The sequence below is a fragment of the SAR324 cluster bacterium genome, assembly GCA_029245725.1.
Lineage (GTDB): Bacteria > SAR324 > SAR324 > SAR324 > NAC60-12 > JCVI-SCAAA005.
The window spans coordinates 1-24,701 of the sequence record JAQWOT010000090.1 but is presented as its reverse complement, the minus strand read 5'-3'; the positions used below and the strand labels follow the sequence as shown (position 1 = coordinate 24,701).

Sequence of the window (24,701 nt, the reverse complement as noted above, 5' to 3'; positions counted from 1 at the left end):
ATTTCTCGACTAGCGGAGTGTATTCTAAAAACTCGGGCTGACATCGACGCATCAAACCTCATGGTACCCATTGTTGGTCATGTGGGGGATGGAAATTTTTATCTACTCTTCTTGATCGATCCAGCCAACGGGGTAGAAGATTTGAAGCAATTTCAGCAGTTGAATGATCGGTTGATTGAGCGGGCTTGAAAATGGGAGGGACTTGCACCGGTGAGCATGGTGTCGGGATAGGTAAGATTCACTACATGCGTGCCGAGCACGGAGAATCTGTGGAGATGATGCGACAGATCAAGCAGGCTCTAGATCCAATGAACCTCTTCAACCCTGGGAAACTTGTCCCCACTTGATTTCACGTACTCGAGATATTCAGAGCTGAGGACCTTGGGTTCCCGCACTTTCCCCTTACCTTGACGCTATGCGCTCAGTAGTCCACTCTGAGCCAGGCGTCTCACAGCTTCTGTCAGCACACTGAGGTCATTGGCATAGCTGAAGCGCAAAAATCCTTCACCTCCAGGACCAAAATCACTACCGGGAGTTAAAGCGACACCAGTTTTTTCCAGAATCTGCATTGCCATCTCTAGCGACGGCATTGCCTTTTGATAGCGGAAAAACACGTAAAATGCTCCGCTTGGATCATAGCCTGGGTCCAGCCCATGGTTGCGGAGTGTTTGCAGAAACATATCTCGACGTTGCCGGAACTCCTGCTGATTTCTCTCTAGTGCTCCACCATCATCCTGCAGCACAGCCAGTGCCACCTCCTGCATCAAGGTGTTCGCTGAAATCATCAGGTTTTGGTGCATCCGGATTGCCGTCGGCATCCATTCGTCGGGTAGAATCAAATACCCCATCCGCCAGCCTGTCATCCCGTAGGATTTTGAAAGTCCATGAAGGATCAAGGCATTCTCTGAGAATCGTAAATACGAAAGTGGTGCTGCGTCGTAACTTAGATCTAGGTAAATTTCATCTGAGATAACCGGCAAGCCAAGCTCTGCAATCGCACGCATGGAAACTTCGTCTAGGACTGTTCCAGTTGGATTCATGGGGGAGTTCAGTAAAATCGCCCTGGTATTTTTCGTGAGGCACTGCTGGACCACTTCTGGCTTCAGCTGGAATCCATCTTCAAGATGCAAGGGTACTCTCACTGGGTTTAGACCTGCCATCAAGATCAGGTTGTCATAACAAGCATAACCCGGATCGGTGAGCAAGATGTCGCTACCAGGTGGGGCAATCAGACGGAGAGCGAGGAACAGTAGTGGGGAGGTTCCATTCGAGATCAATACCTGCTCTGGTCTTACTGGGGTTTGGTAAAGCCGAGTATGCCGCTGAGCGACTGCCTCACGCAACTCCGCAATACCGCAGGTGTTGGTGTAACCAAAATGTTGATTAGCAACCTGTTGGAGTCGCTGACCAACCACCGAAGGCGGTGAAACGTCTGGCTCTCCAAATTCTAGATGAAGAATGCTGTGTCCTTGTTTTTCCAATTCCTGGGCGCGTCCAAAGACCTCCATCGCCAGAAAACTAGTAATCGAATCAAGATGATTCGGCAAGGACATGAGTAAATCTCTTAATATGTAACTTGGGAGAGAGCTTACAAAACTCCAAGGATGGTGTTCACGACACGGTAACTCCTGGCAGCGGCCTCTTTCAGGAAGGTGGGGAAGTCTTCCATACTTTCTTCTCCAGCAAGATCGCTCAAACTTCGGACGATCATACATCGAACACCGAATTGTTCGGCAACCTGCGCAATAGCAGCGCCTTCCATTTCTATCACCTGCGCTTGAAATTTTTCGAAGAGTTGTTGGCGGGTTTCTTTACAATTGAGAAAAGTATCTCCAGAGAGGATCCTGCCAAAGTAGGCATCAGGATGAGCTTGCTGGATCTTGACCTTCAGTTCCTCGTCCAGTCTGAAAGGTGGATTTTCCTTTGGAAGTCCCATTGGCAGAGTACCAGCTCGATGCGCGATCAACTCTTGGTCAATGATGGTCCCATAGTCGTGTTGCCATAATTCCTCCGCAATCACCAGATCTCCAATCTTGAGGCTTGGATCCAAGCCACCAGCAACTCCAGAGAAAATTAGTAGTTCACAGTTGAAGTGCTGGATTAGCATGGTCGAGGCCACAGCAGAGTTGACCTTACCAATACCAGATTCAACCAAAGTCAATTCATGGGAACCATGCTTCCCTTGAAAATAATCTCTCCCTCCTAATCGAGCCACAGGCAGTGAACTTGGAGAGAAATGTCGCAACTCTTCAGGAATTGCGCAGAGGATCCCAATACGCATTCAAACCACTCAGAAATACTTTTCACAAACTCTTGGAAAATCACGCTTAACGCACCAGTCGTAGAATCGCCCACTATGGCAAGATGACAACAACAGGACGATGAGAAATACGAGCAGCGTCTGTCGACCAAGCATCTCTAGCCAGCTTGATATATCAGTACCAGATGTGGGGAGTACCAAAGGTCGTTAGTAACAGGATTAACGAAACAAATAGAGCAAGGCCAATCATCAAAAAGCTGACATAATTGTCGGTTCCATGACTGACACTGATCTCACCAGCTTCTCTCTTTTTCAGCAGTTCACTATCGCGTTGCTCACTCTGAGTGATTTCTTTGGCCCGTTCCTGAGCATCGTCTTCAAACTCTTTTTGCAAATCCTGAATGTCTTTTTGGGTCGGATTCAGCATGAATTCTCCAGAATCAAAAATAGATAAAAGGTAAAACACTCAGTTTCATACCCACAATCGCTGCAAAAGTCCATCCTCCAGCCCAGGAAGTTTTCGTAGAATGCAAAATTGGTTGTAATTTTCTTACTTCTGCCTCAATCTCGGACTACTTTCCCAGCCCATGCACTCTCGGGTCTGGCTCACCAAGATTGAATTCAAATCCTCAAAATTACAAATGACTACCCGATCGACTGGCCAGTCGGCGTTTCCCATTGCATGGGTATGTCTTTGGTTATTGATTGGTTTCCTATCAATAGCACCAGCACTCATCAAAGCACAACAAACCTCTGAAACGGAAGGGAATCTACAGCATCAATCAAAGCTTCAGGAGTCTTTCCAGCAGACTCAAATGACGGAGGATGGCATCACCAATCGGCTGAATGGTGAACTCAGTCAATCGCAGATGGACACTCAAAGACTGGCACAGCAACTCAGTCTTTATCGATTACAGGCCTCTACCCTGCGTAACCTTTTGTTAGTTAGTAGTACGACCATTGATGAGTTGAGCCAGGGAATCGCTCGACAACAGCAGGCTCTTCAAGAGCTTGGAACAGCCGTCTCTCAGGGGGCCCAGTCCATACAACCTCTGGAAGAACGCCAACTTCGTGCACAAGTTCGCCAAGAAGTCTATCAACAACAGGTTAACGAGTTGAAAAGCCTGCCTCAGGCCAGTATTCCCAACTCGCTACTGATACTCGTCGACGAGATTATTCTGACGCAACAAAACAACCGGAAAAATCTCGATCAAATACTTACGATCAAAAAAGAGGAGATTACTCGTCTACAAGCGGCTCGGGATGAGAACAAAGAATTATTGGAACAACTTCAGAGGCGCCTGGAAGAACGCCGTCAAGAAATGCTCTTTGAAAAGCAGGAGATTTCACTGGCCAAGCTTGGGCTAACTGAAATCGCTACTGAATTAGAACGATTCCTGCGACTTGTGGGTCGCTGGAGCCAACCTGCAGAAATTCAATTGGGCATCCGAGGATTGTGGGAAGGCTATCGGTTTTTGCTGGTTACCTTCCCATTCCTGTTCGTGATTGGCCTGATCCTCTTGCGAAAAGCCAAGCACAACCTCCTAGAATGGCTCAAAGAAACTGATCTGCCCATCTGGCAAAACTGGACCTTACACTTACTGTTACAGTCGCTGATGCCAATCGGCGCAATCAATCTATTGTGGGCGTGTGAAAAGAGCATGATCCTGGCAAATCTCAATCCATTGCTGGTGCTCTTTCGCAACATGCTGCTGCTATGGATTTTGGTGTTCTGGTGCGTACGAGCACTAGAGCGATTCGATGATAATAATTTTGTACCAGTTCGTTTGGCTGCACATTGCCTCCTCCGCTGGGCTCGTAGTCTGGGTCTGAGCTATTTGCTGTTGCAACAGTTGCTGGGTAGCAACAGTGTGATGCTTCTCATTGGCAGATTAGTACTCGGTATCGGAGTGCTGGTTTTGAGCGTTGATCTGGGACGTCAACTGCGCCGCTGGGTTCAGCTTCAAGATCACTGGCCTGTTCTCAGGCAGACTACCTTGAGCCTGGTCCTGGGTTCACTCCCAACCCTAATTATTGGAGGTGGGTTACTTTTAGAACTAGCTGGCTATTCTTACCTCAGTCTCTACTGGTCAGTTTCTCTGAGCAAGACAGGGATTGTCCTATTCTGGGGCTTCCTTTGCTGGAAATGTCTTCAGGAATGGGATGCCCGTTTGGATGCACAACCCCTCCAAACCGACATACTGGAAGTTGATGTTCAAACCCTGGGACAACAGTCCACCAATTGGCTGATTGGAAGAATCGCTTGGTTGTTCGGAGCAGGATTGATTGGTCTAGGTCTTTTGTTGGCCTGGGGTGCTGAGAAAGAAGTACTCCTGCACACTTGGGAGGCGATCCGTCAACCATTGACAGTAGGTAGCCTGGAATTGAGCCTGATCGGCTTTGTCTACGCCTTCTTGATCTTGCTGATCACCCGAGTGTTTGTACTCCTTTGGCGCTACCTGTTCAAGCAACGGCTGATGGCACACAGCCACATCGAAGAGGGTACTCAAGAGTCTGTAGCCAGTATTGGAGCTTATGCCATCTGGGGGATTGGGCTGCTATTCGGCTTGGGGGCTTTGGGTGTGAATAGTGCCTCTTTGGTGGTTGCCTTTGGAGCGGTGGGTATCGGCTTGGGTTTTGGTCTACAGAATATCTTCAATAACTTTGTCAGTGGGCTGATTCTGCTGTTCGAACGACCGATTCAGGTAGGAAACGTTGTTGAGATCAATGGGATCTGGGGAGTTGTTAAAAAAATCAACGTTCGTTCAACGTTGGTACAAACCTATGATAATGCCTCATTGATTATACCAAACTCAGAATTCATCAGTCAGACTGTCACAAACTGGTCCTACAAAGATCCACGAGTCCGTCGTACTATCAATATCGGGGTTGCCTATGGAACTGAGCCTGAATTGATTCACAAAGAGATGTTGGCGATGGCAGAACAGCATCCAAAAGTACTCGCTGTACCAACTCCAGTCGTACATTTTGTAGATTTTGGAGACAGCGCTCTAATGTTTCGGCTATACTATCATACGACTTTGGATTTCGGGCTGATTTCCGAGACGGAGATTCGGCTCCAGATCGATGAGCGGTTCCGAGAGTTAGGTATTGTCATTCCGTTTCCTCAACGAGATGTGCACTTCCACGTTGCAGAGTCGACAGAAACTTCACCTGTAGCAAAGCAGAGTTCAAATCCCATCAAGCCATTAGTAGGAATGGGCGAAAGCAAGACGGATGACAGCAGAATGACCTTGCTACAGCAACTTTGGAAGGGTCGCCCAAAGTAAATCAAATCCCGATGCTCTTCGTACAACCCGGCTTACTACCAGAAGAAACTCAAAAAGCAGAAGGCCAGCAACAAGAAAAGGCCAGCCCCTCGCGCTATGTTTGTGCCAACTGCCACACTCCAGTCAGTGATGCTAGTTGCCTGCTGGTGATTCAGGGAGACAGTCCCAATCACTACTTCGCGAATCCTGATGGACTGCTCTTTGAAATTCTTACCTTCAGTTGGTGTCAGAACCTACGAGATGGTTCCCCCTCAGTATGGAAGGACACATGGTTTGCTGGTTATGCTTGGACGGTTCAGTATTGCTCAGGATGTCAAATCCACATGGGTTGGCGCTATGATGGTTCAACAGAGCCGACAAGATTCTACGGGATTGTTCGCGAACGACTCATAGAAATTGAGGAGAAGCCAGGCTAGCGGATCAATTCACGAAGATATTCCTGCTGACGTGGGGTGGGTGATGCTTCCTGTTGGTTAGCTGATTGAACGGCCTGGCGGTACTCTGGGGAAGCTTGAAATTCATAGTCGAACTTGAGTGGCTTGATGCCTTTCTCACTCCAATACTGTCCTTCCTGCTGACCTTGAGAGCGGTTCGCCATTCGTTGTCCAGAACGCGCAAGTTGTTGCATCTGTCCTTGCATCTGCTGCATACGTCCCTGCATCTGCTGTAAATATTGTTCGGTCTGTTGCACGAGAGGCATCGCTATTCTGGGTCTGCTTCCAGAACCAAAACCAGGCCCCTGTTCTTTTCCGGGTTGCTGACCAGGTTGCTGACCAGGCTGGTCTCTGGGCTGATTACCTCCCAGCATTTGAGAGGCTTCTTCGGAAGATTGTTGTGCATTCGCAAGCATCTGGGCCAATTCGTCCATTGAGAGTTGACCATTCGTCATTTTCTCCAGCATTTTCTGCATTTGCTCAATCATTTCAGAAATCTGCTGCTGCTGCTGCTGCAGGTCCTGTGGGGTAGGACCTTGACTCATCTGGGAGCTTTGTTGCTGGCGCATCATCTCTTCCAATTGCTCCCTCAACTTCGACTCCTGACGCAGGGCCTCAGCTAGTTGTTGCTGTAGTTGATTGAACTGTTCCATCATTTCAGAGTATTTTTCATCATAGTACTGAGAGGTACTCTGCTGAAGCTGTTCTTGCTGCTGCTGAAATGCTGAGAGCATCTGGTTTAGTAGTTCTTGCGCTTCTGCTTGCTTGTTTTCTTGGAGGAGTTGGCGCACTTGTTCCATCAACGAAGAGAGTTCCATTTCTTCTGCTGGCTGATTGGACTGCTCTGGAGGAGTGGGAAGGAATTCGGCCATAGCCTGTTGCTGTTCCAAGAGTTCGGCTAGACGTTGTTCAAACTCTTCCAGCATTTCCATCACTTCTGACAAGGATTCTGGATTTTCGTCCAACTGTGCAAGCCACTGTTCAAGTTGCTGAAAATCTGCAAAAATATCATCTGCTTGATTTAGTTTGTCCGCAAATTCCTGTTGTTCTAGCAATTCCTTAAGACGATAGCGCATCTGCCGCATTGTATTGTATTCTTCCCTTAGCAGCACCAACTGTGCTTCACTTGGGGCTGATTCCGAGATTGCAAAACTAGGAATCAAGACGAAGGGCAGCATCAACAGGAGACGGAATTTCATGAAGGCTCCAAAGTCAGGTTGCACAGAAGATATTGATTTTGGCAGAAATAATTGGCGAATAACAATGAATCTTCCTAGAAATTCTGAAAATTAGTGAAAATCCGATGATTGATATGCTTGCACTTAAAACCTTTCTCGTTGTTGAAAACCAATTTTAAAGCAGGTAATTATGTGGTGGTCTCCTCAGAAAAGCTCTCGCACTTGAGAAATTGGTGGGGCATTGTATGAACTTTCTAATTCCATGTACGCAAATCATGCATTCAACTAACTTCTCCCAATTTGGAGGCAAGCTTTTCAGTGCAACAGCCCAAAAACTTCGGTTATTGAGGGCAAGTTGCTATTGGCCTGACAGCCCCACCAAACTCTGGTGCTGCATTGGGGGAGCTTTTCTGCTGCTTCTGATCAACATACCTTTTCGTGACTTCCTGAGTTTACTGGTTGTCGTTGGGGCGCTTGCCGGTGCATTAACTCTTTGGAAACCCTGGGAGCACACTTTCTTTAATCCACACAACCATCCTGACTCCAAGGTGGTTGATCTTAATTCATACCGACAGCGCAAACAGAAAGCGGAAGAACCTTCAAACGCGGTCCCTAGCCTTCAATTGGTTCTGGAAACTAATTTTTTACCCCAAGCAGACCTAGTGAAAGCTCTCTTGGAAGAGCATGGCATTCCAGTGAACCTACTTAACAGACACAATGCCAGTATTCTAGTGCATCCCCTGGGCAGTCAAACTGTCAAAGTTATGGTTCCTGCATCCGAGCACACCCGTGCCATTCGCCTTATTGAGCAAAACGCTCCCCATTCGCCCGACAATGGGCCCAATATCGCCTGATCCCAAAAATTCTTCTTCATGGAACCTGATCGTCTCATTAATCATTATTGCGCCTATCACCGAGACAGCCGACTGGAATTTGGATGGGTCCGAGCACTTCAGAAGAATCGACTTATAGTGCAGCCTGTTTTGGGTCGCGAACAATTTCTGCCAACAAACCGAATTCTTTGGTCCCAACCCAGTCAGCAGATAGCAGAGGGTGGAGCTCTTCAGCAACTCACCCGCATCTTGGAGGAAGCAGAAGGTCTGGCTGCACAAATTGATCTGCCTACCATTCATGCCTTGGTCGAACCAAACGCTGAGTTGACTCTAGATGAGATCGCTCAAGATTTTCTGGAAGAACCGGAAGCGCTGGCTAATCAAGTTGCTCTGTTGCTGGCGTTGCAGAATACGGCAGACTGGTTTCGTCGCAATCGCCAGAACACTTACACACCACTGACTGAGGAAGAGCAGCAACAACTTCATCAAAAACGAGAGCGTGAACTGGCCCGCCAGCAACGAGAAGCAAATGTTCGTAAGTGGATTGAAGAGTTGGAATTGGGTAAATGGCCAAGTCCTGGAAAACAAACTCAGGCTCAACAAGATTGGCTGGAGCAGTTGAGATCCCTACTATTCTTTGGCAGGGATTCAGGATATTGGAAGGAGTTGGCTACCTGGATCGGTTTGGGTGCCAGCCACGAGCAAGCCGATGAACAACAACTTCGTCGCTTGCTCCAGAAAGCGGGACAACCGGTTCGTTGGGGGGAGCTGCAACTACGCAAGGCTCAGGTCGCTTTGGATTTTCCAGAGAAAGTGCTGCAGGCAGCTGACATGCTGCAACAAGGAGTCCAGGTCAATTTTTCAAGCCTACCGGACGAACGCCCTGTCTTCACTGTCGATGCGGCCAAAACCAAGGACTACGATGATGCGATCTCAGTAAAAAGCTGGACAGAACGCAGCATCGAACTAAGTGTTCACATAGCTGATCTCACCCAGCATATTGATCCGGAAGACTCCCTGTTTTCATTGGCAGCACAAAGAATCTCCTCGGTCTACACCGTTGAGGATACTTACCCGATGTTTCCGGAGGTCCTGGCCAATGATTATTTTTCTCTTCGAGCTGGCATTCCCAAAACGGTGATGAGCTTCCATTTGCAGTTGTTTCTGGATGGCACTTGCCTACTTCATGGCATCGAGCATGAGCAAATCGTTGTGCAACAGAATTTAACTTACGAGGAAGTTGACTCGTTTGTCGTGCAGCAGGATTCTTTCTGGGGAATGCTGTTTAACTGTTGCGATGCTCAACGCAAGCTGCGGCTCGCAAATGGAGCCTTGGACATAGAGCGTAAGGAGTTTGAATTAGACATTACAAACCCAGAAAATATTCGTGTGCTTGAACGAGATAGGGAAAGTCCAGCGAACAGTCTCGTGCAGGAATTGGCGATTCTTATCAATCAACTCGCTGGAGAGCAGCTTGAACGGGCTCGCCTACCTGGCATCTTTCGTACCCAGGCCCCTTACGAGATCACACAAGAGCCTACAGAAGGTGAAAAACTGACAATGGACCATGTCAACATCGAAGGGGCCCGTCTAGCAGTCAATCCAGGTACTCACTCGGGGTTGGGCTGTTCGGTATACATGCAGGTTACCTCCCCAATTCGGCGCTTTGTGGATCTCCTCTGTCAATGGCAACTCCGACACGCCCTGCAGTATCAGCAAGCATTTTTTAGCGAGCAGCAGCTGATGGGTTGGGCATCTGAAATTGAGTTGCGCCAGCGTTCCTATGCTCGAACTGAACGAGAAATTGAGCGTTACTGGAAATTGCGCTATGTAGGACAGCATCTGGGGCAAGTGTTTGCGGCACGTGTCCGCCGTGAGTTGAATCAGCGGGTCGAAATCGAGTTGGAAGATCTAGGCCTAGTCTGTCAGCTACCGGGTTCTCGTCCCAAGGGTACCCAACTTGGAATTGAGGTCATGCAGGTTGATCCGGAAGGTGGAAATCTATTCGGAGAATTCCGAGACCATCCAGGAGAAGCAAATTCAGGAGAATAATGAAACAAATCTTGATTCCAAAACTGCTGCGTCGTAAGGGTCAGGAGAAACTCACCTGCCTCACTGGCTATGATGCTTTTCACGCTACTATGCTGGATGAATCTCCAGTCGACATGATCCTCGTTGGAGACACACTGGGATTGATGGTACAGGGTCACAATTCAACACTACCTGTGACCTTGGAAGAGATCATCTACCACGCTAGGATCGTGACACGTTGTGCGCCAACCAAACTGGTGCTCGCAGATATGCCCTTTGGTAGTCTGCAAGCGGATATAGCCCTCAATGTGGAGCAGTCTATTAGGGTCTTTAAGGACAGTGGAGCCGGTGCTCTCAAGATGGAAGGAGCTACCTCCGAGATTCTGACTACTATCCGGCACCTGACTCCGTTGGGAGTTCCTGTCTGTGGACACATCGGCTTTCAGCCCCAGTCAGTCCGCTTAAGTGGCTATAAGATTGATGGTAAAACCTTGCCTGATCAGCAGCGACTTCTAGAGGAAGCGCAACGTCTGCAAGACGCTGGTTGCTTTGCGATTGTTTTGGAGTGCGTAGTGGATGAGGTCGCTGAGCTAATTACTCGATCTGTGGACATGTTGACAATTGGAATTGGTTCAGGACTAGGAGTTGATGCTCAAGTGCTGGTGCTGCACGATTTGCTAGGAATGACCCACGGTAGGATGCCCTCTTTTGTTCGCCAGTACGCCCAACTTCGACAGATCGCCTTGGCAGCAGTGAATGAATGGGTTGATGACGTGCGCAGTTTGGATTATCCAAGTCAGGGTGAATCCTATCAGAACCCAAACAAGCAGAGCAAAAGTTCCTAAGCAATGCCTGAAAAGGAACTTGCACAAATGGTTAAATTTCCTTAAAAAGTGAGGTTTTATTTTTCATTCCACCCTTTGTCTGGGTGAATTTTGATCCTCTTTCCCTGACCTGATTCAGGCAGGTATTCGCGTAACAAGTCATCATCAATCACGGAGACATCATGGCTGTCATTTCAATGCGGCAATTTCTGGAAGCCGGCGTTCACTTTGGACACCAGACCAAGCGCTGGAATCCCAACATGGCTCCCTACATCTATGGAGTCAAGAGTGGCATTCATATCATCGATCTGCGCCAAAGCCTCAAGCAACTCAAAGTGGCCTACGAGTATGCCAAAACAACGGCTTCAGAGGGTCGCAACTTCCTCTTCGTTGGTACAAAGCCCCAGATTCAAAACATCATTCAAGAAGAAGCCGACCGTTGCGGAGCAAATTATATCAACTTCCGCTGGCTCGGTGGAATGCTGACCAACTTCTCTACCGTCAAACAGTCGATTAGCCGATTGAAGGAATTTGAAGAGTTGGCAGGAAAAGACGACACTTACGAAGGCATCATCAAAAAAGAAGCTCTCCGTATCGAACGTAAGCGTGAGAAATTGGACCAGTCTTTGGGTGGTGTGAAGACTATGCGTGGGCTTCCTGATCTAATCTTCGTTGTGGATTGTCGTAGAGAGCATCTGGCAATTCGGGAAGCTAACAAACTAGGGATTCCCATCATTGCAATTGCAGATACTAACAGTGATCCAAAAGATGTCACTGTTCCAATTCCGGGCAATGATGACTCCCCGAAAGCTGTACGACTCTTTGCCAGTGTTATTGCAACTGGCATTTTAGAAGGACGGACGAGTCGAGCGAGCATCTCTACCGCTGACAGTGGAACTCCAGCTGAGATCAGCCAGGCTGCCCCTGCTCCAGCAGAGAGTGAGCCTGAAATGAAAAGTGACTCTGCAGGCAACGAAGTGACCGACACCCCTGCCACCCCTGAATAAACGAATCAGCGAAGGAGAAAAAGAATCATGGCTGAGATCACTGCTGCCGCCGTCAAGGAATTGCGAGAACTGACTGGCGTGCCAATGATGGATTGCAAAAAAGCTCTCGTTGAAACCAACGGAGACATGGAAGCTGCCAAAGATTTTCTGCGTAAGCGTGGGCAAGCCAAGGCGATCAAGAAATCTTCGAGAGAAACCAATGACGGTGCCATCGCAGCTTACATTAGTGACGATCTAAGAACTGCGAGTCTCGTCAAGCTGTCCTGTGAAACAGATTTTGTTGCCAAGAACGAACGTTTTCAAAATCTACTGCAAACCATCTGTAGTCAGGTGGCTACTCAAGGAGACATAGAGGTCCCAAGTCAAACTTTGGTTGACGGATCTGGAACCATTCAGGACCTGCTGACCCAAAGTGTCGCTGAACTCGGGGAAAACATCCAGTTTGCGGAAGCGAAGCGATTCGAACTAGACGAAGGCGTGATCGGCTCCTACATTCACATGACTGGAAAAATTGGAGTGCTTGTCCCAATCGCAACCAACGGTGCAGCAGATAAAGACCCGTTGACATCTTTGGCCAGAGACATCGCAATGCACATTGCCGCAACTCCTGCAGAAGCGGTTCTTCCAGAGCAAGTAGACCAATCTGTGCTGGACAAGGAAAAGGAAGTCTTCGTTGCACAAGCTCGTGAATCTGGCAAGCCAGACAACATTATTGAGAAAATGGTCAGCGGACGGATTCAGAAGTTCCTGAAAGAGATCTGCGTCAGTTCCCAGCCCTTCGTCAAAGATCCCCAGCGTACTGTTCAGCAATTGGTAGATGACAAAGCCAAGGAACTGGGAGTGGAACTTCGATTCGACAGCTTTGCCAAATTCAACTTCTGAGGACGTTTGCAACCTTCCTATCAGAGAATTCTTCTCAAACTCAGTGGGGAAACTCTTGGAGGAACCAAAGGCTTTGGTTTCGACTATGAAGTGGTTCAAACCATCGCTGAAAACATCTCCAAGGTTCACGATCTGGGAGTTGCGGTAGGAGTCGTGGTAGGGGGTGGAAACATTTTTCGAGGTGCCCGCTCTGCTGAGGGGCACATTGGCCGAGTCGCTGGTGATCACATGGGAATGATGGCCACCGTGATCAACAGCATCTGCCTGCAAGAAGTTTTAGAGCAACGTGGAGTCACCACTCGGGTAATGTCTGCCATTGATATACGTGCTGTAGCTGAGCCCTACATCAAGCGTCGGGCTGACCGGCATTTGGAGAAGTCACGGGTAGTTATCTTTGCAGCAGGAACTGGGAACCCGTTCTTCACAACAGATACAGCCGCAGTGCTACGGGCATCTGAAATCAGTGCAGAGATTGTGATCAAGGCCACCAAGACTGATGGTGTCTATGACAAAGATCCAATGCTCCATGCCGATGCTGTCCGTTTTGAACAGCTCGATTATGCTGAGGTCCTCAAACGGAATCTAAAGGTCATGGACTCCACAGCGATTGCCTTCTGTAAAGACAATGATTTGCCAATCATGGTTCTCGATATCAATGCCTCTGACTCCATCCTAAGGGCAGTTTGTGGTGAACCTATTGGCACCCTGATTAGCTGAGAGACACATCATGCAAGCTGAGACGATCGAAGAAGTTCAAGAGACAGTTCGCCGAAAAATGGATAGTACGCTGAACAACCTGAGACAAGAGTTCAACAACATTCATGCGGGCCGGGTTACCCCAGCTATGCTTGAGAACGAGAAGGTTGACTACTACGGGTCTCCAACTCCGATTACACAAGTTGCCTCTGTTTCTGCGCCAGAACCTCAACTGCTGATGATCAATCCTTGGGAAAAAAACATGATCAAGGAGATTGAGCGAACGCTTCAAGCAGCAAACCTCGGTTTCAGCTTATCCAATGATGGCAACGTGATCAGAGCACTGTTGCCTCCCTTCACGGAAGAGCGACGTAAGGAACGAGTCAAACAGACCAAGAAAATTGGTGAAGAAGTCAAAGTAGCCTTACGCAATGTGCGTCGGGAAGGTAACGACACCTTGAAAAAGATGGAAAAAGACAAGCTCATCTCTCAGGATGAAGAGAAGGGCGCCCAGGCAGACATCCAGAAGCTCACGGATGAGCACATCAACTTAGTGAGCGAATTAATGACTGCCAAGGAAAAAGAACTGATGACCATTTGAGTCATACCCTAATCCTCCCTAGGATCCTCTTTTGCTCGCTAGCCTGCTCTATTCCTTGTTACCTTATCAGATTTTCAAGTCTGTTTCCTTCCGTGGGGGGATGACGTTCTTGACAGCTTATCTGATCATCACTTGGCTGATGCCGATGACGATACAGCTTTTTCGGCGTCATGGAATCACCTCTGATTTCACAGCTGCTAGCAGACAGACAGGACCGTACACTGGAGCGACCCCAATTATGGGAGGTGGTGTGTTGATCGTAGGCATCCTGATTTCTTCGCTACTGTGGACGACCCTGAATCAGTACATCATCGCCCTGCTCCTGATCATGCTATCTTTCGGGCTGATTGGTGCGCTGGATGATTTGGCCAAGGTCTTTCACAAACGTCGCATTGAGAGAGGGGAAGAGGCCCGCAAGAGCTACAGTGACAAGGCTGATGGCATCAGTGGCAAGGGCAGGTTGGCTGCTGAATTTGCAGTGGCTCTGCTAGTTGTCTTGGGGCTTTACTTATACGTCGATATTGATGGACATCTCGTTGTGCCTTTTGTACCTATCGACGAATGGTATCCGTATCTGCCAAAGTATCTGTTCATTCCTTTCATGCTACTGGTCATTGTTGGTGGCGCTAATGCTGTCAACTTGACAGATGGGATGGACACACTGGCTACTGTACCATTGATGACCTGTACGCTCTTCGTAGGAGCCGTGGCCTATATTGGAGGAGATTTAGACTTTGCCACAAAGCTAAAAATTCCTCATCTTTCTCATGATATTAAAGAATTGGCTGTGCTTGCTGCTGCCATTATCAGCGCAGGTTTTGCCTTTTTGAAGTACAACGCACCTCCAGCCCAGATTTATATGGGTGACCTTGGAGCACTGGCGCTGGGAAGTGTTGTTTCAGCAATGTTCATCTTTGTGAAAGCTGAGTTATTCCTGCCAATTGTAGGAGGGCTGTTTGTTTTCTCTGCTCTCTCAACAATCATTCAGCGAGGGTTTTTTCGAGCAATGTTGAGTTTGCGGGGTCGGGATTTTGCGGAAACTTATCGCTTCTTTCTGAAATCTCCCTATCATCATCATCTGCAGCAACTTTGGACCTATCATCCGGAAGCTCCAAAAGTGAAGTCAGTCTGGTTGATGATGCTGGAAAAACTTGGAGTGCGCTCTGTTCCAGAAGATAACAAGCTGCTCACTCCTCAAGAAGTCAATAGCCGAGTGGTCTGGCATTTTCATTTGCGCTCCATCTGGCTTTTTGTGATCACTTTGATCCTCTATTTCAAGGTAAGGTAATGACGGATTTGACTGGCAAACGTGCGCTGGTGACCGGTGCTGGACGCGGAATTGGGCGCGAAATAGCGCTAGAGTTGGCCCAGGCTGGAGCAAGTGTCATCATTATCAACCAAAATCCAGAACGTGGCTCTGCTGTTCTCACAGAAATCAAGGCAGCCAATGGGGAAGGGTGGAGTCTTCTAGGAGATGTTGCTGATCGAGAGACCGCTGACAATCTAGCTGAAGAGGCTCTCAAACTTACGGGGGGAATCGATATCCTGGTGAACAACGCCGGTATCACCAAGGATAACCTCTTCATGCGGATGAAGCCAGAAGAGTGGGAGCAGGTACTGGGAGTCAATTTGAACGGTGTCTACTACATCACCCGCAGTCTCATCCGTCACATGGTCAAGCAGCGCTTTGGCCGCATTGTCAATATTGGCTCGGTGATTGGTTCCACAGGTAATCCGGGTCAGGTAAACTACAGCACAACCAAGGCTGGATTGATCGGTTTTACAAAGTCATTGGCCAAGGAACTTGGAGGGCGCAACATCACAGTCAATACCATCTCTCCAGGATTCATTGAAACAGACATGACGGAGGAGTTAAATGAAAAACAAAAGGAAGCCATCCTCAGTCAGGTACCTCTTGGGCGGATGGGAAGTGCTCAGGAGATCGCTTGGGCGGTACGGTTTTTAGTGTCTGATCAAGCGGCCTACATCACAGGCACCACACTGCATGTGAATGGTGGACTCTACTAGGACGTCCGCAAAAAAATTGACATTTAAGCCGAATTTGAGGAAACAAACTCGCACTAGTTGCGGGAATTCTCCGTGGCTAGAAGGACCTCCCAAGCAGGAAATGCCTCTGGTCGCCTAATCTTTGGTTTTACACTGGAAAAGGATCACAACATGGATGAAATCGTATCAAAGGTCACGAAGATCATCAGCGAGCAACTTGGCAAAGATGAGTCTGAGATCAATTTAGAATCCCACTTCATTGACGACCTAGACGCAGACTCACTGGACACCGTTGAACTGGTCATGGCGCTGGAAGAAGAATTCAGCATCGACATCCCAGATGATGCCTCCGAAAAAATCACCACCGTCCAGTCAGCTGTTGACTTCATCCGATCCGCTACTGGCTGATCCCCTCTCCCTTTCTCCTATCACACTCTCATGAGCGATCGTCGTCGAATCGTCGTGACCGGTCTTGGTTGCGTCAGTCCACTTGGAAACAGCGTGGCAGAAGCTTGGAGTGCCTGTTCCTCTGGAAAGTCAGGCATTGGTCCAATCACACATTTTGATGCTTCGGAGTTCCGAACTCAAATTGCTGGGGAAGTACGGAACTACCAAGTTCCTGACATTGTCTCTACTAAAGAAGCTCGTAAGATGGAACTCTTCATTCTCTATGCAGTTGGTGCGGCAGCGGAGGCTCTCCAAGACGCTAACTTGGAGATCACCGAAGAGTTGGAAGAAGAAACTGGTGTCTCAATGGGAGTAGGAATCGGGGGATTGGGCAACATCGAGCGGCATACGCTGTTGGTGGAAGAGGGAGGACCAAAACGGATTTCTCCCTTCTTCATTCCAATGACTCTTGTTAATCTGGCCCCAGGTCAGGTCTCAATGGTTTTCAAGGCTCGCAACTATAACGCTTGTTCAGTTTCGGCCTGTACCTCCTCCAATCATGCGATTGGTACTGCAGCGCGCATCATTGAACGTGGAGATGCGAAAATCATGTTGGCAGGAGGCAGTGAATCTGCTGTGACTCCACTGGGTGTCGGAGGTTTTGCGGCGATGAGAGCACTCAGCACACGCAATGATGACCCAGAACGGGCGAGTCGTCCTTACGATCAAGATCGAGATGGCTTTGTTCTTTCGGAGGGAGGAGCAATGCTGATTCTCGAAGATTATGAATTTGCGAAAGCCAGAGGAGCTCGGATCTACTGTGAGATTATTGGGTATGGAGTCAGTTCGGATGCCCATCACATCACTGCCCCTTCCATGGAAGGTCCAGCTCGAGCTATAAAACTAGCCCTCAAGGATGCGAAGATGAACTCAGAGGATCTAGACTACATCAACGCTCATGGCACCTCAACCCCGGCAGGAGATCTTAACGAATTGCGAGCGCTCAAGCTGGCGCTTGGAGAAGACACCGCAAAGCATATTTCCATCAGTTCCACCAAGTCCATGACTGGGCATCTACTGGGAGCTGCGGCGGCAATTGAGGCAGTTTTCTCTATCAAAGCCATGGTACAAGGCCTTGTACCTCCTACGATCAATGTCGAAAATCTGGACCCGGAATGTGATCTAGACATCACCCCAAACGTGGCTCGTGAACGTCAGATAACACACGTCATGTCGAACGCCTTTGGCTTCGGCGGGACAAATGCTTCGGTCATATTCCGTAAAATCTAACCCAATCCTTAGCTCATAGAGATCCAGATGGAAGAATTCATCTTTCAATTGAAAAGTAATCGCTTCGTGCGCTACTCCGTACTCGGAGGGTTTATCTTGATTTCTTATGTGGTGACCAACGGAAGCATCCTCTCCACCGCTCTGGTTGGAGCCGGACTGCTGCTGGGAAGGATGAGCTACAACGATGCAGTGGATGATATCGACGTCTGAAAGTTAGCTCTCTCGTCAGTTGTTTGCATCCAGTAGATGGGTCGATTCAACTGGCGAAATTTCTCTTGAAGACCATGCTGCCACGCTTTGAACTGTCTTTGAAACTCCTTTTCTCTTGACTCACCCCAATCTAGGGTTAGGTGCGTTGCGCCTTGCTGAAAAAGAACCTCCCCTCGCCAGGGCATCTGTTGCTCTAAGGGATCCAAAAGACAAACTGGTCGTAACTCACAATGTCGAACCAGTCGTCGACAGAGTTTCCACTCCTCTTCCCCAAATTGCTGAAAATCACTGAAGAGCCAGATTACGTTACCTGGACGCTGAATACGATTGAAGCGTTCCAACAGCTTTAATAGTGGTGACGGATCAACAGAAATAAATCCCTCTTCCTGCAATCCCAGTAGCTCCTGTTGATAGGCTTCCACCAATTTGCCGAGCATCTGCAGCAGCGCCGGACGATGTTCCTTAGGTGCAGCCTCATGATGAGTTCGTGCCCCAGCAAACCAAAGTGCAACCCGGTCCTGATTTTTCAGAGCCCGCCAAGCCAGCTGCGCCGCCAGACAAGCAGCCAGTCGAACCTTAAGTTGTCCTTGAGTGGCAAAAAACATGGAGGGGGAACAGTCCAACAAAAGAAAGTTGGGTTGCTCACGTTCTTCACGGAAGAGTTTGGTGTGGGCTCGACCAGTTCGTGCTGTGACCAGCCAGTCGATCAGGCGGACATCGTCTCCTGCCTGATAGAGTCGAACCTCGTCAAATTCCATCCCCCGTCCCTGAAAGCGGCTTCGATGAGAGCCAATTCTGGAACTTGTGGGGAGGGTTCGTCGTGCTTGCAGGGAACCAAGGGGGAATGTCCCGGGGAGGAGGTCCGCCAAGGCCAGTTGCAGACCATCGGTGGGAGTGGGCATGTCAGTTAGGAGGTGCTGGGATACAGACGAGCAAGCCCAGATCTACGCGATAGCTACCACAGTTCTCTGTGAAGGCCTGAGCAGCTCGTTCAGTTTCGATTTCAAAGGCATGACCAATCTTCATTTGATTGCGAACCTCCTGAGCGCTTGGTGAACCCCACTGACTGGTTCGGTTCTGGTGAAGCCGGCGCACGTTTAACTGCTCAACTTTCCCAAGAGACTGGTTGGCTTCTTTCTGGATCTTGGCTTGGACGTTATCATCACAACGCATGGTTTCGCCATACGTCTCCTCCTGTAAACAAGCCGGAGCCAAAACCTCCTGACGATAGGGCGGACTTGGTCGAGGGGATCCACTACAGGCCACCTGACTTGCCAACAGCAACAACATAATGAACTGCCGCACTAGGCTCATTGCCGTTCCCGAATGAGTTGTTGAACCATAAGGTTGGATTCACGAATTCGTCGAGCAGTATTGCGATTGATCCGTGCTATCGGCGCTGGATTCACCTGTTTTTGCAGACTAGTCCCATAGTAGGGAGCGCTGCGTTCCTCTCCGACAATTGGGCCACTGAAACCGATGTAACGTTGTCTGTGGCGGAACTTTTTGCTGAATGTACGTCGGTACTCGAAAGGGTCCTGGGTCAACTGATTGACCATCTCTCCACTGCGCTGCACTTCCTGTGGGCGGTACTCCGAAAGGGGATACTCTCCTCGCTCTCCGCGAATCACTTGCTGAATGAGGGAATTAGTTCTCCGAAGATGTAGCTCATCCTGAGCAAATACCGGCGCAGACAGGACCACGAGCAACAACACTAAGATCGTGCGTCTCATGCAATCCTCGTCTCGCAGTATTTTCTCTGTTACTCCGAATTGAGACTATCCTGCCTAGCAGGCGCTTGCAATTCGGAACATTCTGACAATGCGGAGATTGAGCCAAGGAATGGTCAATTTCCCTAAAGTTAAGGCTTCTGAAAGAATGATGCCTAAAATTCAATTCTTCCCCTTCAGCAACAAACTTTGGCTGGAATCTATTTCATTCATTGGTAAATTGTTAAAATTTATGACTGACAAGTGGCTAGGTGGTCTGGCCACTTGTCTAATTGAAGAACCTTGACACCGTTGGAGAACCATGCCTGATGGAATTCAGATCCAAGGCCCTATGCACGAGGGTTTTGCCGAAATCCTCTCTGAAGAGGCCCAAAAATTTATTGTTCAGCTGCATCGACAATTCAACGGACGTCGCCAGGAATTGCTGAAGCGTCGTGCAGAAGTACAGCAGGCACTCTTCAATGGACAAAAACCCAGCTATTCGGAAGAGACTCGATCCGTTCGTGAAGGTGACTGGAAAGTCGCGCCACTGCCAGACGACCTGCAAGATAGACGTTGTGAGATCACTGGGCCTGTCGAAGCCAAGATGATGATCAACGCGATGAACTCCGGAGCCCGAGTCTTCATGGCAGACTTGGAAGATGCCAACAGCCCCAACTGGTTCAACCAGATCCAGGGACAGATCAATCTGCAGCGAGCGATTGACCGTACTCTAGAGTTCACCAATCCGGCTGGCAAGGAATACAAACTGAACGATGAAGTCTCTACCCTGATCGTACGCCCACGTGGTTGGCATCTTAATGAGAAGCACATCTTGATCGATGGTGAGATCGCATCAGGTTCATTAGTCGACTTCGGCTTATACTTCTTCCACAACAACGAGCGGGTCAAGAAGATCAACTCTGGAATCTATCTCTACCTGCCAAAGCTGGAGAATCATCAGGAAGCCAAGCTCTGGAACGATGTCTTCGTGATGGCTCAAGAGTACGTAGGCAAACCAATCGGCAGCATCAAGGCCACGATCCTGATCGAGCACATCCTCGCTCCCTTCGAAATTGAAGAGATGCTGTATGTGCTGAAAGATCACATGGCAGGCATGAACGCTGGACGCTGGGATTACATGTTCAGCTGCATCAAAAAATTCCGATCGGATCCAAACTTCCTCTGGCCAGATCGTGTTCATGTGACTATGACCGTACCCTTCATGCGAGCCTATACAGAATCACTGGTCCGCGCCTGTCACAAGCGAGGAGCGCATGCTATCGGTGGGATGGCTGCCTTCATCCCAAGCCGACGGGATCCTGAAGTTAACAAGGTGGCTATCGGCAAAGTCAGAGCAGACAAGGAGCGTGATGCCAATGATGGCTATGATGGTTCCTGGGTTGCGCACCCCGACCTAGTACCCATCTGCAACGAAGTTTTCACAGAAAAGTTTGGACCCAAACGTGTGAACCAGAAGGATAATCTTCGAGAAGATGTGGTTCCCAATCCGGATGGTTTCATCAACTTTAAGGTTCCCGGAGAGATCACCGAGGGTGGCTTGCGCAACAACATCAGCGTGGGTATTCAGTACGTCGAATCCTGGCTGAACGGCATGGGAGCGGTGGCCATCTTCAATTTGATGGAAGACGCAGCTACCGCAGAAATTTCACGTTCTCAGATATGGCAGTGGATTCGCCATCCAGAAGGGAAATTGTCAGACGGTCGCAAAATCACGGTTGAGATGTACCGACAGTTCGCGGAGGAAGAGTTGGAGAAAATTCGGGCAGAGCGTGGGGAGAGCTTCAGTGAGGAGCGCTTTGCCAAGGCAGCCAAGACTATGGACGTACTGGCAACTGATCCAGAATTCCGTGAATTCCTGACGGTTCAAGCCTACGACCTGCTCGACTGATTCCTACCAGACAATTGTCTTCCGGAACTGATGGTTCAGAATCCGGAAGACACGCACTACTTGTTTACGGTTTGGCGAGCAAATCTGCGAAAGTCTGTGGCACATCAGCCACGAACTTCTCGATCGAACCGTAACGCCCGATGTCCATCTTCATACTACCTTCCAGAACGACCGTTGGGGTTCCAGTCAAACCGTACTGTTCTGTTTTACGCTCCGCTTCAGCGAGTTTGGCTTCCACCCAAGGCTTACGAGATTCTGCCTGGTATTCCTGGTCCAGCCCCAAGCTCTTGGCTAGATAGTTAATGATCCCGGGATCGAAGACATTCACATCATACTCGAAGCGAGTGCGGAAGAGTTCCTCCTTGACCATCTTGCCCTTACCCAGCCTTTCAGCGACATAGTAAAGCCGTAGAGGGGAATCATCCTGCTCACGGAAGGTAATTGGGATGTCAATAAAGTCAACGTGGTCGGCATATTCTTCCCGCAGTTTCAGGGAAGCCTTGCGTAAGTTGTTGCAGTGGATGCAGCCAAAGTTCATAAGTTCTTCGAAGCGAACCTTCTTTACCGTATGTGCTGAAGGGACGGGTCCCACAGGGGTGTAGTACCCACGAATGTCAGCAGCGTACGAGAGCGTGGTTACCAACAAGATCGAAACAAGGGTCAGCAATGACGTCATATTGTGTCTCTACAGAGAGAGTTAGTTGATGGCGCTGCGAACAGCCAGCATGAATTCAGGAATGTCGACCTGGATTAGAGCACGGTTGGCAGTCTGCATCTGGTAGCTACCACGCATTGTACCCACGGGAGTCGACAAGGGGCAACCACTTGTGTATTCAAAGGATTCTCCGGGCTTGAGGACGGGCTGCTCACCCACCACACCCTCACCTTCCACATGGCGAACCTGGCCATCACCATCGGTGATGATCCAGTGTCGCTTCAGCAACTGTACGGTCTCGTATCCCTGGTTTTCAATCCGCACTCGATAGGCGAACAGAAAGAGTGGTTTTTCAGGGTCAGATTCATTATCCAAATAGAAGGACTGGACAGCGACCTTAATATCGTGCGTAATCTCTTGATTCATGGCAGACTCTCAATAGGTAATTATTTGGTGTAACCCACCTGCCGACAGATCGCAAAGGAATTGTCTAACGCGCCCAGGACTGGTCTTGCCCTTGCAGGTCGAACAACCGACCAATTGCCACCCAGTTTCTGGCCTTCCCTGTACTGCACTCCCAAGATCCGACATGGCGAGCATCAGCGACGACAAACTCAAAATCACGATTTATCCGGGCCGTCAGCGAGACGTGACTGCCGGACTCTACCTCGACATGGACAACGACATGCGTCAACTGGCGCAGAAGACCTTGTCGGGATTCTCCACTCTGCGCAACAGCTTTCTGCAAATCGGACGACTGAACCGTGTGTTGGAGTTGCTCCAGGGCATGCTGGTCGAACAACTCTACAGCTTACGCCAAATTCCTGACAACCTGACACAGGCGCTCAAACTCAAGGGAGCCAACCAGAGCGAGATTCCATGTGAGACCTTTCAGGATTTTGAGAAGCAGTCCTGCAATCCAGAGGTCTTCCTTCATCGCACACGTCTGAAGATTAAGCGCACTCTTCGCAATCTACAGGAATTGACAAAAGCCTTCCCAGATGAGCCGATGCTGCAAGAAGTTGAGCAGATGCTCCGCGCTTTACCAGCAGATCTGGACGCGGTCAAGCTAGAGGAAGAGATCGTTGCGCTGACCCAAAAGTCCTCCTTTAAGCACTACTTGCAAGCAAAGGATCGTTTCCTCATCGACTGGATCAAGGCCCAGGAAGCGGAACAAGGACAAATTGATCCTCGGACGCTCAGTGAATCCGATCTTGGAGGCACGCTGAAGGCGCTGCAAGGGCAGATGTCAAAAATCGAGGAGAAGCCTGAGGTGCTGCGCTACAAGAACTATCAATTCTTCCGTTCCTTCAACGCGACGACTCACTCGCAACTCAACTCGATCACACTTGGTTTCTGGAAAGACGAGAAGATGCGAGACTACTTCCTGCGCTTCATGACCGCTACCCGTAGCGCTTTTGCAGAGCATGCGCCCTTCTTTGTCTTCCGCTTTGAGAATTCCTTCACCTATCTGCTTTGTGGCTTCCCTGATGACCAGCTTTTGAACGCACTGGAACGCAACCAAGAGATGGTGCCTATTCATGCAAAGATCTTGATGCGCCAAGCCAACCAGTCCTACCGTGAACTGAGAAGTGAGGATGATCCAGAGAATTATCACACTTGTCTCAAGGCAGCGATGCATCCCTTCGTTCATCACCTCAACCGGCGTGTTCGTATGGAGCTACCGGACGAGTTCCTCAACTTCTTCCGTGTCTGAGACACGGCCTCTTCCATGAAATTTGTTGATTCGGTCAAGATTCATGTTCGCTCCGGCAGGGGAGGAGCGGGCTGCACCTCCTTTCGTCGTGAAAAGTTTGTTGAATTTGGTGGACCCGATGGTGGGGACGGTGGCGAGGGCGGAAGCATCCGCTTTGTCGGAGATCATGCCCGCAGCACCTTGCTCGATCTCTCCTTTCAACAACATCAACACGCAGAAAATGGCCAGTCGGGTGGTGGACGCAACAAGCATGGGCGTAACGGCAAGGACTGCTTGGTTCGTGTTCCACTCGGAACTGTGGTCTGTGATGAAGAAAATGGTGATGTCCTGCTGGAGATTCTCGAAGAGCGAGAATACCTGTTCCTCAAGGGCGGACGAGGAGGACGGGGCAATGCGCGCTTCAAAACATCAACGAATCGGGCCCCTGAACACCACCAACCGGGTGAACCCTCGCAGGAACTCTGGATCCGTCTTGAGCTGAAGTTGATGGCTGATGTCGGTCTGGTTGGCTTCCCCAACGCTGGCAAGTCCACGCTGATCAGCAAGCTCTCCCACGCTCGACCCAAGGTGGCAGATTACCCTTTCACCACACTGGTTCCTCAACTTGGTGTGGTCAAGCACAATGAGTATGAAGTCTTCGTGATTGCCGACATCCCGGGTCTGATCGAGGGAGCGCACGAAGGACGGGGGCTGGGCGACCGCTTCCTGCGTCACATTGAACGCACCGCGATTCTGCTGTTGATGCTGGATGTCTCCGGTTTTTCCGAGGCGCCACCGC

28 protein-coding genes are annotated in these 24,701 nt (G+C 49.4%); 19 read left to right on the top strand and 9 right to left on the bottom strand.

What is annotated here, in order from left to right; translation table 11 throughout:
- Window positions 1-189: FAD-linked oxidase C-terminal domain-containing protein (locus P8O70_04030; protein ID MDG2196051.1), on the top strand; the 189-nt coding region annotated here is incomplete at its 5' end.
- A 2-nt stretch (window positions 190-191) separates the two neighbouring features.
- The gene (locus P8O70_04025) at window positions 192-347 is read left to right on the top strand and encodes an FAD-linked oxidase C-terminal domain-containing protein (GenBank protein ID MDG2196050.1); all 156 of its coding nucleotides are present in this window, start codon (window positions 192-194) and stop codon (window positions 345-347) included.
- Between the two features lie 66 nt (window positions 348-413).
- Here P8O70_04025 and P8O70_04020 read toward each other — a convergent pair whose 3' ends face one another.
- The 3 genes from P8O70_04020 to P8O70_04010 form a co-directional block, all read right to left on the bottom strand.
- Window positions 414-1,553 (bottom strand): aminotransferase class I/II-fold pyridoxal phosphate-dependent enzyme, encoded by a 1,140-nt coding sequence (locus P8O70_04020; protein ID MDG2196049.1) that lies wholly within the window; start codon window positions 1,551-1,553, stop codon window positions 414-416.
- A gap of 35 nt (window positions 1,554-1,588) precedes the next feature.
- Complete coding sequence (locus P8O70_04015) at window positions 1,589-2,281, bottom strand: 5'-methylthioadenosine/adenosylhomocysteine nucleosidase (protein ID MDG2196048.1); 693 nt, start codon at window positions 2,279-2,281, stop codon at window positions 1,589-1,591.
- Window positions 2,282-2,435: 154 nt separating this feature from the next.
- Complete coding sequence (locus P8O70_04010) at window positions 2,436-2,687, bottom strand: hypothetical protein (protein ID MDG2196047.1); 252 nt, start codon at window positions 2,685-2,687, stop codon at window positions 2,436-2,438.
- 214 nt (window positions 2,688-2,901) lie between these two features.
- Between P8O70_04010 and P8O70_04005 the strand changes: the two genes are divergently transcribed.
- Both P8O70_04005 and P8O70_04000 read left to right on the top strand, forming a co-directional pair.
- Complete coding sequence (locus P8O70_04005) at window positions 2,902-5,550, top strand: mechanosensitive ion channel (protein ID MDG2196046.1); 2,649 nt, start codon at window positions 2,902-2,904, stop codon at window positions 5,548-5,550.
- Between the two features lie 11 nt (window positions 5,551-5,561).
- On the top strand, window positions 5,562-5,966 hold the full coding sequence (locus tag P8O70_04000) for a cereblon family protein (protein ID MDG2196045.1): 405 nt from the start codon (window positions 5,562-5,564) through the stop codon (window positions 5,964-5,966).
- On the opposite strand, the gene P8O70_03995 is transcribed toward P8O70_04000, so the two are convergent.
- On the bottom strand, window positions 5,963-7,183 hold the full coding sequence (locus P8O70_03995) for a hypothetical protein (GenBank protein MDG2196044.1): 1,221 nt from the start codon (window positions 7,181-7,183) through the stop codon (window positions 5,963-5,965). The two genes, P8O70_04000 and P8O70_03995, sit on opposite strands and share 4 nt — an antisense overlap.
- A gap of 224 nt (window positions 7,184-7,407) precedes the next feature.
- On the opposite strand from P8O70_03995, the gene P8O70_03990 reads away from it, so the two are divergent.
- From P8O70_03990 to P8O70_03935, 12 genes are all read left to right on the top strand, one after another.
- On the top strand, window positions 7,408-8,016 hold the full coding sequence (locus P8O70_03990) for a DUF2007 domain-containing protein (GenBank protein ID MDG2196043.1): 609 nt from the start codon (window positions 7,408-7,410) through the stop codon (window positions 8,014-8,016).
- An 18-nt stretch (window positions 8,017-8,034) separates the two neighbouring features.
- Complete coding sequence (locus P8O70_03985; protein ID MDG2196042.1) at window positions 8,035-10,047, top strand: RNB domain-containing ribonuclease; 2,013 nt, start codon at window positions 8,035-8,037, stop codon at window positions 10,045-10,047.
- The gene (gene panB, locus P8O70_03980) at window positions 10,047-10,871 is read left to right on the top strand and encodes a 3-methyl-2-oxobutanoate hydroxymethyltransferase (protein ID MDG2196041.1); all 825 of its coding nucleotides are present in this window, start codon (window positions 10,047-10,049) and stop codon (window positions 10,869-10,871) included. The genes P8O70_03985 and panB overlap by 1 nt, the downstream gene beginning before the upstream one ends.
- Window positions 10,872-11,032: 161 nt before the next feature.
- Window positions 11,033-11,857 (top strand): 30S ribosomal protein S2, encoded by an 825-nt coding sequence (gene rpsB / locus P8O70_03975; protein ID MDG2196040.1) that lies wholly within the window; start codon window positions 11,033-11,035, stop codon window positions 11,855-11,857.
- Window positions 11,858-11,884: 27 nt separating this feature from the next.
- Window positions 11,885-12,739 (top strand): translation elongation factor Ts, encoded by an 855-nt coding sequence (gene tsf / locus P8O70_03970; protein ID MDG2196039.1) that lies wholly within the window; start codon window positions 11,885-11,887, stop codon window positions 12,737-12,739.
- A 6-nt stretch (window positions 12,740-12,745) separates the two neighbouring features.
- Complete coding sequence (gene pyrH / locus P8O70_03965; GenBank protein MDG2196038.1) at window positions 12,746-13,456, top strand: UMP kinase; 711 nt, start codon at window positions 12,746-12,748, stop codon at window positions 13,454-13,456.
- A 10-nt stretch (window positions 13,457-13,466) separates the two neighbouring features.
- Complete coding sequence (gene frr / locus P8O70_03960) at window positions 13,467-14,036, top strand: ribosome recycling factor (GenBank protein MDG2196037.1); 570 nt, start codon at window positions 13,467-13,469, stop codon at window positions 14,034-14,036.
- 100 nt (window positions 14,037-14,136) lie between these two features.
- The gene (locus P8O70_03955; GenBank protein ID MDG2196036.1) at window positions 14,137-15,324 is read left to right on the top strand and encodes a phospho-N-acetylmuramoyl-pentapeptide-transferase; all 1,188 of its coding nucleotides are present in this window, start codon (window positions 14,137-14,139) and stop codon (window positions 15,322-15,324) included.
- On the top strand, window positions 15,324-16,064 hold the full coding sequence (fabG, locus tag P8O70_03950) for a 3-oxoacyl-[acyl-carrier-protein] reductase (protein ID MDG2196035.1): 741 nt from the start codon (window positions 15,324-15,326) through the stop codon (window positions 16,062-16,064). Before P8O70_03955 ends, fabG begins: the two co-directional genes overlap by 1 nt.
- A gap of 150 nt (window positions 16,065-16,214) precedes the next feature.
- Entirely contained in the window at window positions 16,215-16,451 is a 237-nt protein-coding gene (acpP, locus tag P8O70_03945) for an acyl carrier protein (protein ID MDG2196034.1), read from the top strand.
- Between the two features lie 30 nt (window positions 16,452-16,481).
- Complete coding sequence (gene fabF, locus P8O70_03940) at window positions 16,482-17,720, top strand: beta-ketoacyl-ACP synthase II (GenBank protein ID MDG2196033.1); 1,239 nt, start codon at window positions 16,482-16,484, stop codon at window positions 17,718-17,720.
- 27 nt (window positions 17,721-17,747) lie between these two features.
- Window positions 17,748-17,930 (top strand): hypothetical protein, encoded by a 183-nt coding sequence (locus P8O70_03935; protein ID MDG2196032.1) that lies wholly within the window; start codon window positions 17,748-17,750, stop codon window positions 17,928-17,930.
- Here P8O70_03935 and P8O70_03930 read toward each other — a convergent pair.
- Genes P8O70_03930 through P8O70_03920 form a run of 3 tightly spaced genes read right to left on the bottom strand, consistent with a single transcriptional unit; the run spans window position 17,897 to window position 19,663 of the window.
- Window positions 17,897-18,832: a DUF58 domain-containing protein gene (locus tag P8O70_03930; protein MDG2196031.1), complete on the bottom strand. Its 936-nt coding sequence runs from the start codon at window positions 18,830-18,832 to the stop codon at window positions 17,897-17,899. The two genes, P8O70_03935 and P8O70_03930, sit on opposite strands and share 34 nt — an antisense overlap.
- Window position 18,833: 1 nt before the next feature.
- A complete protein-coding gene (locus P8O70_03925; GenBank protein ID MDG2196030.1) occupies window positions 18,834-19,244 on the bottom strand; it encodes a hypothetical protein in 411 nt (136 codons plus the stop codon).
- Complete coding sequence (locus P8O70_03920; GenBank protein MDG2196029.1) at window positions 19,241-19,663, bottom strand: hypothetical protein; 423 nt, start codon at window positions 19,661-19,663, stop codon at window positions 19,241-19,243. Before P8O70_03920 ends, P8O70_03925 begins: the two co-directional genes overlap by 4 nt.
- Window positions 19,664-19,961: 298 nt before the next feature.
- Here P8O70_03920 and aceB point away from each other — a divergent pair, with 298 nt between their 5' ends.
- Entirely contained in the window at window positions 19,962-21,551 is a 1,590-nt protein-coding gene (gene aceB / locus P8O70_03915) for a malate synthase A (GenBank protein ID MDG2196028.1), read from the top strand.
- Between the two features lie 64 nt (window positions 21,552-21,615).
- Here the strand turns inward: aceB and P8O70_03910 are convergent, their stop codons facing one another.
- Window positions 21,616-22,227 (bottom strand): DsbA family protein, encoded by a 612-nt coding sequence (locus P8O70_03910; protein ID MDG2196027.1) that lies wholly within the window; start codon window positions 22,225-22,227, stop codon window positions 21,616-21,618.
- A gap of 21 nt (window positions 22,228-22,248) precedes the next feature.
- Entirely contained in the window at window positions 22,249-22,632 is a 384-nt protein-coding gene (gene apaG / locus P8O70_03905) for a Co2+/Mg2+ efflux protein ApaG (protein MDG2196026.1), read from the bottom strand.
- Window positions 22,633-22,717: 85 nt separating this feature from the next.
- On the opposite strand from apaG, the gene P8O70_03900 reads away from it, so the two are divergent.
- Together P8O70_03900 and obgE are read left to right on the top strand one after the other, a co-directional pair.
- A complete protein-coding gene (locus P8O70_03900) occupies window positions 22,718-23,923 on the top strand; it encodes a hypothetical protein (GenBank protein ID MDG2196025.1) in 1,206 nt (401 codons plus the stop codon).
- A gap of 15 nt (window positions 23,924-23,938) precedes the next feature.
- The coding region (gene obgE / locus P8O70_03895) for a GTPase ObgE (protein MDG2196024.1) at window positions 23,939-24,701 on the top strand (763 nt) is incomplete at its 3' end.

Bases quoted from the DNA above. Each gene is read 5' to 3' on its own strand.
- tsf (MDG2196039.1), top strand. From the start codon at position 11,885: ATGGCTGAGATCACTGCTGCCGCCGTCAAGGAATTGCGAGAACTGACT.
- panB (MDG2196041.1), top strand. From the start codon at position 10,047: ATGAAACAAATCTTGATTCCAAAACTGCTGCGTCGTAAGGGTCAGGAG.
- P8O70_04025 (MDG2196050.1), top strand. From the start codon at position 192: ATGGGAGGGACTTGCACCGGTGAGCATGGTGTCGGGATAGGTAAGATT.
- P8O70_03925 (MDG2196030.1), bottom strand. From the start codon at position 19,244: ATGAGCCTAGTGCGGCAGTTCATTATGTTGTTGCTGTTGGCAAGTCAG.
- apaG (MDG2196026.1), bottom strand. From the start codon at position 22,632: ATGAATCAAGAGATTACGCACGATATTAAGGTCGCTGTCCAGTCCTTC.
- P8O70_03910 (MDG2196027.1), bottom strand. From the start codon at position 22,227: ATGACGTCATTGCTGACCCTTGTTTCGATCTTGTTGGTAACCACGCTC.
- P8O70_04005 (MDG2196046.1), top strand. From the start codon at position 2,902: ATGACTACCCGATCGACTGGCCAGTCGGCGTTTCCCATTGCATGGGTA.
- P8O70_03930 (MDG2196031.1), bottom strand. From the start codon at position 18,832: ATGCCCACTCCCACCGATGGTCTGCAACTGGCCTTGGCGGACCTCCTC.
- aceB (MDG2196028.1), top strand. From the start codon at position 19,962: ATGCCTGATGGAATTCAGATCCAAGGCCCTATGCACGAGGGTTTTGCC.
- P8O70_03955 (MDG2196036.1), top strand. From the start codon at position 14,137: ATGACGTTCTTGACAGCTTATCTGATCATCACTTGGCTGATGCCGATG.
- P8O70_03990 (MDG2196043.1), top strand. From the start codon at position 7,408: ATGAACTTTCTAATTCCATGTACGCAAATCATGCATTCAACTAACTTC.
- P8O70_04020 (MDG2196049.1), bottom strand. From the start codon at position 1,553: ATGTCCTTGCCGAATCATCTTGATTCGATTACTAGTTTTCTGGCGATG.
- P8O70_03985 (MDG2196042.1), top strand. From the start codon at position 8,035: ATGGAACCTGATCGTCTCATTAATCATTATTGCGCCTATCACCGAGAC.
- P8O70_03920 (MDG2196029.1), bottom strand. From the start codon at position 19,663: ATGAGACGCACGATCTTAGTGTTGTTGCTCGTGGTCCTGTCTGCGCCG.
- fabF (MDG2196033.1), top strand. From the start codon at position 16,482: ATGAGCGATCGTCGTCGAATCGTCGTGACCGGTCTTGGTTGCGTCAGT.
- rpsB (MDG2196040.1), top strand. From the start codon at position 11,033: ATGGCTGTCATTTCAATGCGGCAATTTCTGGAAGCCGGCGTTCACTTT.
- frr (MDG2196037.1), top strand. From the start codon at position 13,467: ATGCAAGCTGAGACGATCGAAGAAGTTCAAGAGACAGTTCGCCGAAAA.
- P8O70_04000 (MDG2196045.1), top strand. From the start codon at position 5,562: ATGCTCTTCGTACAACCCGGCTTACTACCAGAAGAAACTCAAAAAGCA.
- P8O70_03995 (MDG2196044.1), bottom strand. From the start codon at position 7,183: ATGAAATTCCGTCTCCTGTTGATGCTGCCCTTCGTCTTGATTCCTAGT.
- acpP (MDG2196034.1), top strand. From the start codon at position 16,215: ATGGATGAAATCGTATCAAAGGTCACGAAGATCATCAGCGAGCAACTT.
- P8O70_03935 (MDG2196032.1), top strand. From the start codon at position 17,748: ATGGAAGAATTCATCTTTCAATTGAAAAGTAATCGCTTCGTGCGCTAC.
- P8O70_04010 (MDG2196047.1), bottom strand. From the start codon at position 2,687: ATGCTGAATCCGACCCAAAAAGACATTCAGGATTTGCAAAAAGAGTTT.
- P8O70_04015 (MDG2196048.1), bottom strand. From the start codon at position 2,281: ATGCGTATTGGGATCCTCTGCGCAATTCCTGAAGAGTTGCGACATTTC.
- fabG (MDG2196035.1), top strand. From the start codon at position 15,324: ATGACGGATTTGACTGGCAAACGTGCGCTGGTGACCGGTGCTGGACGC.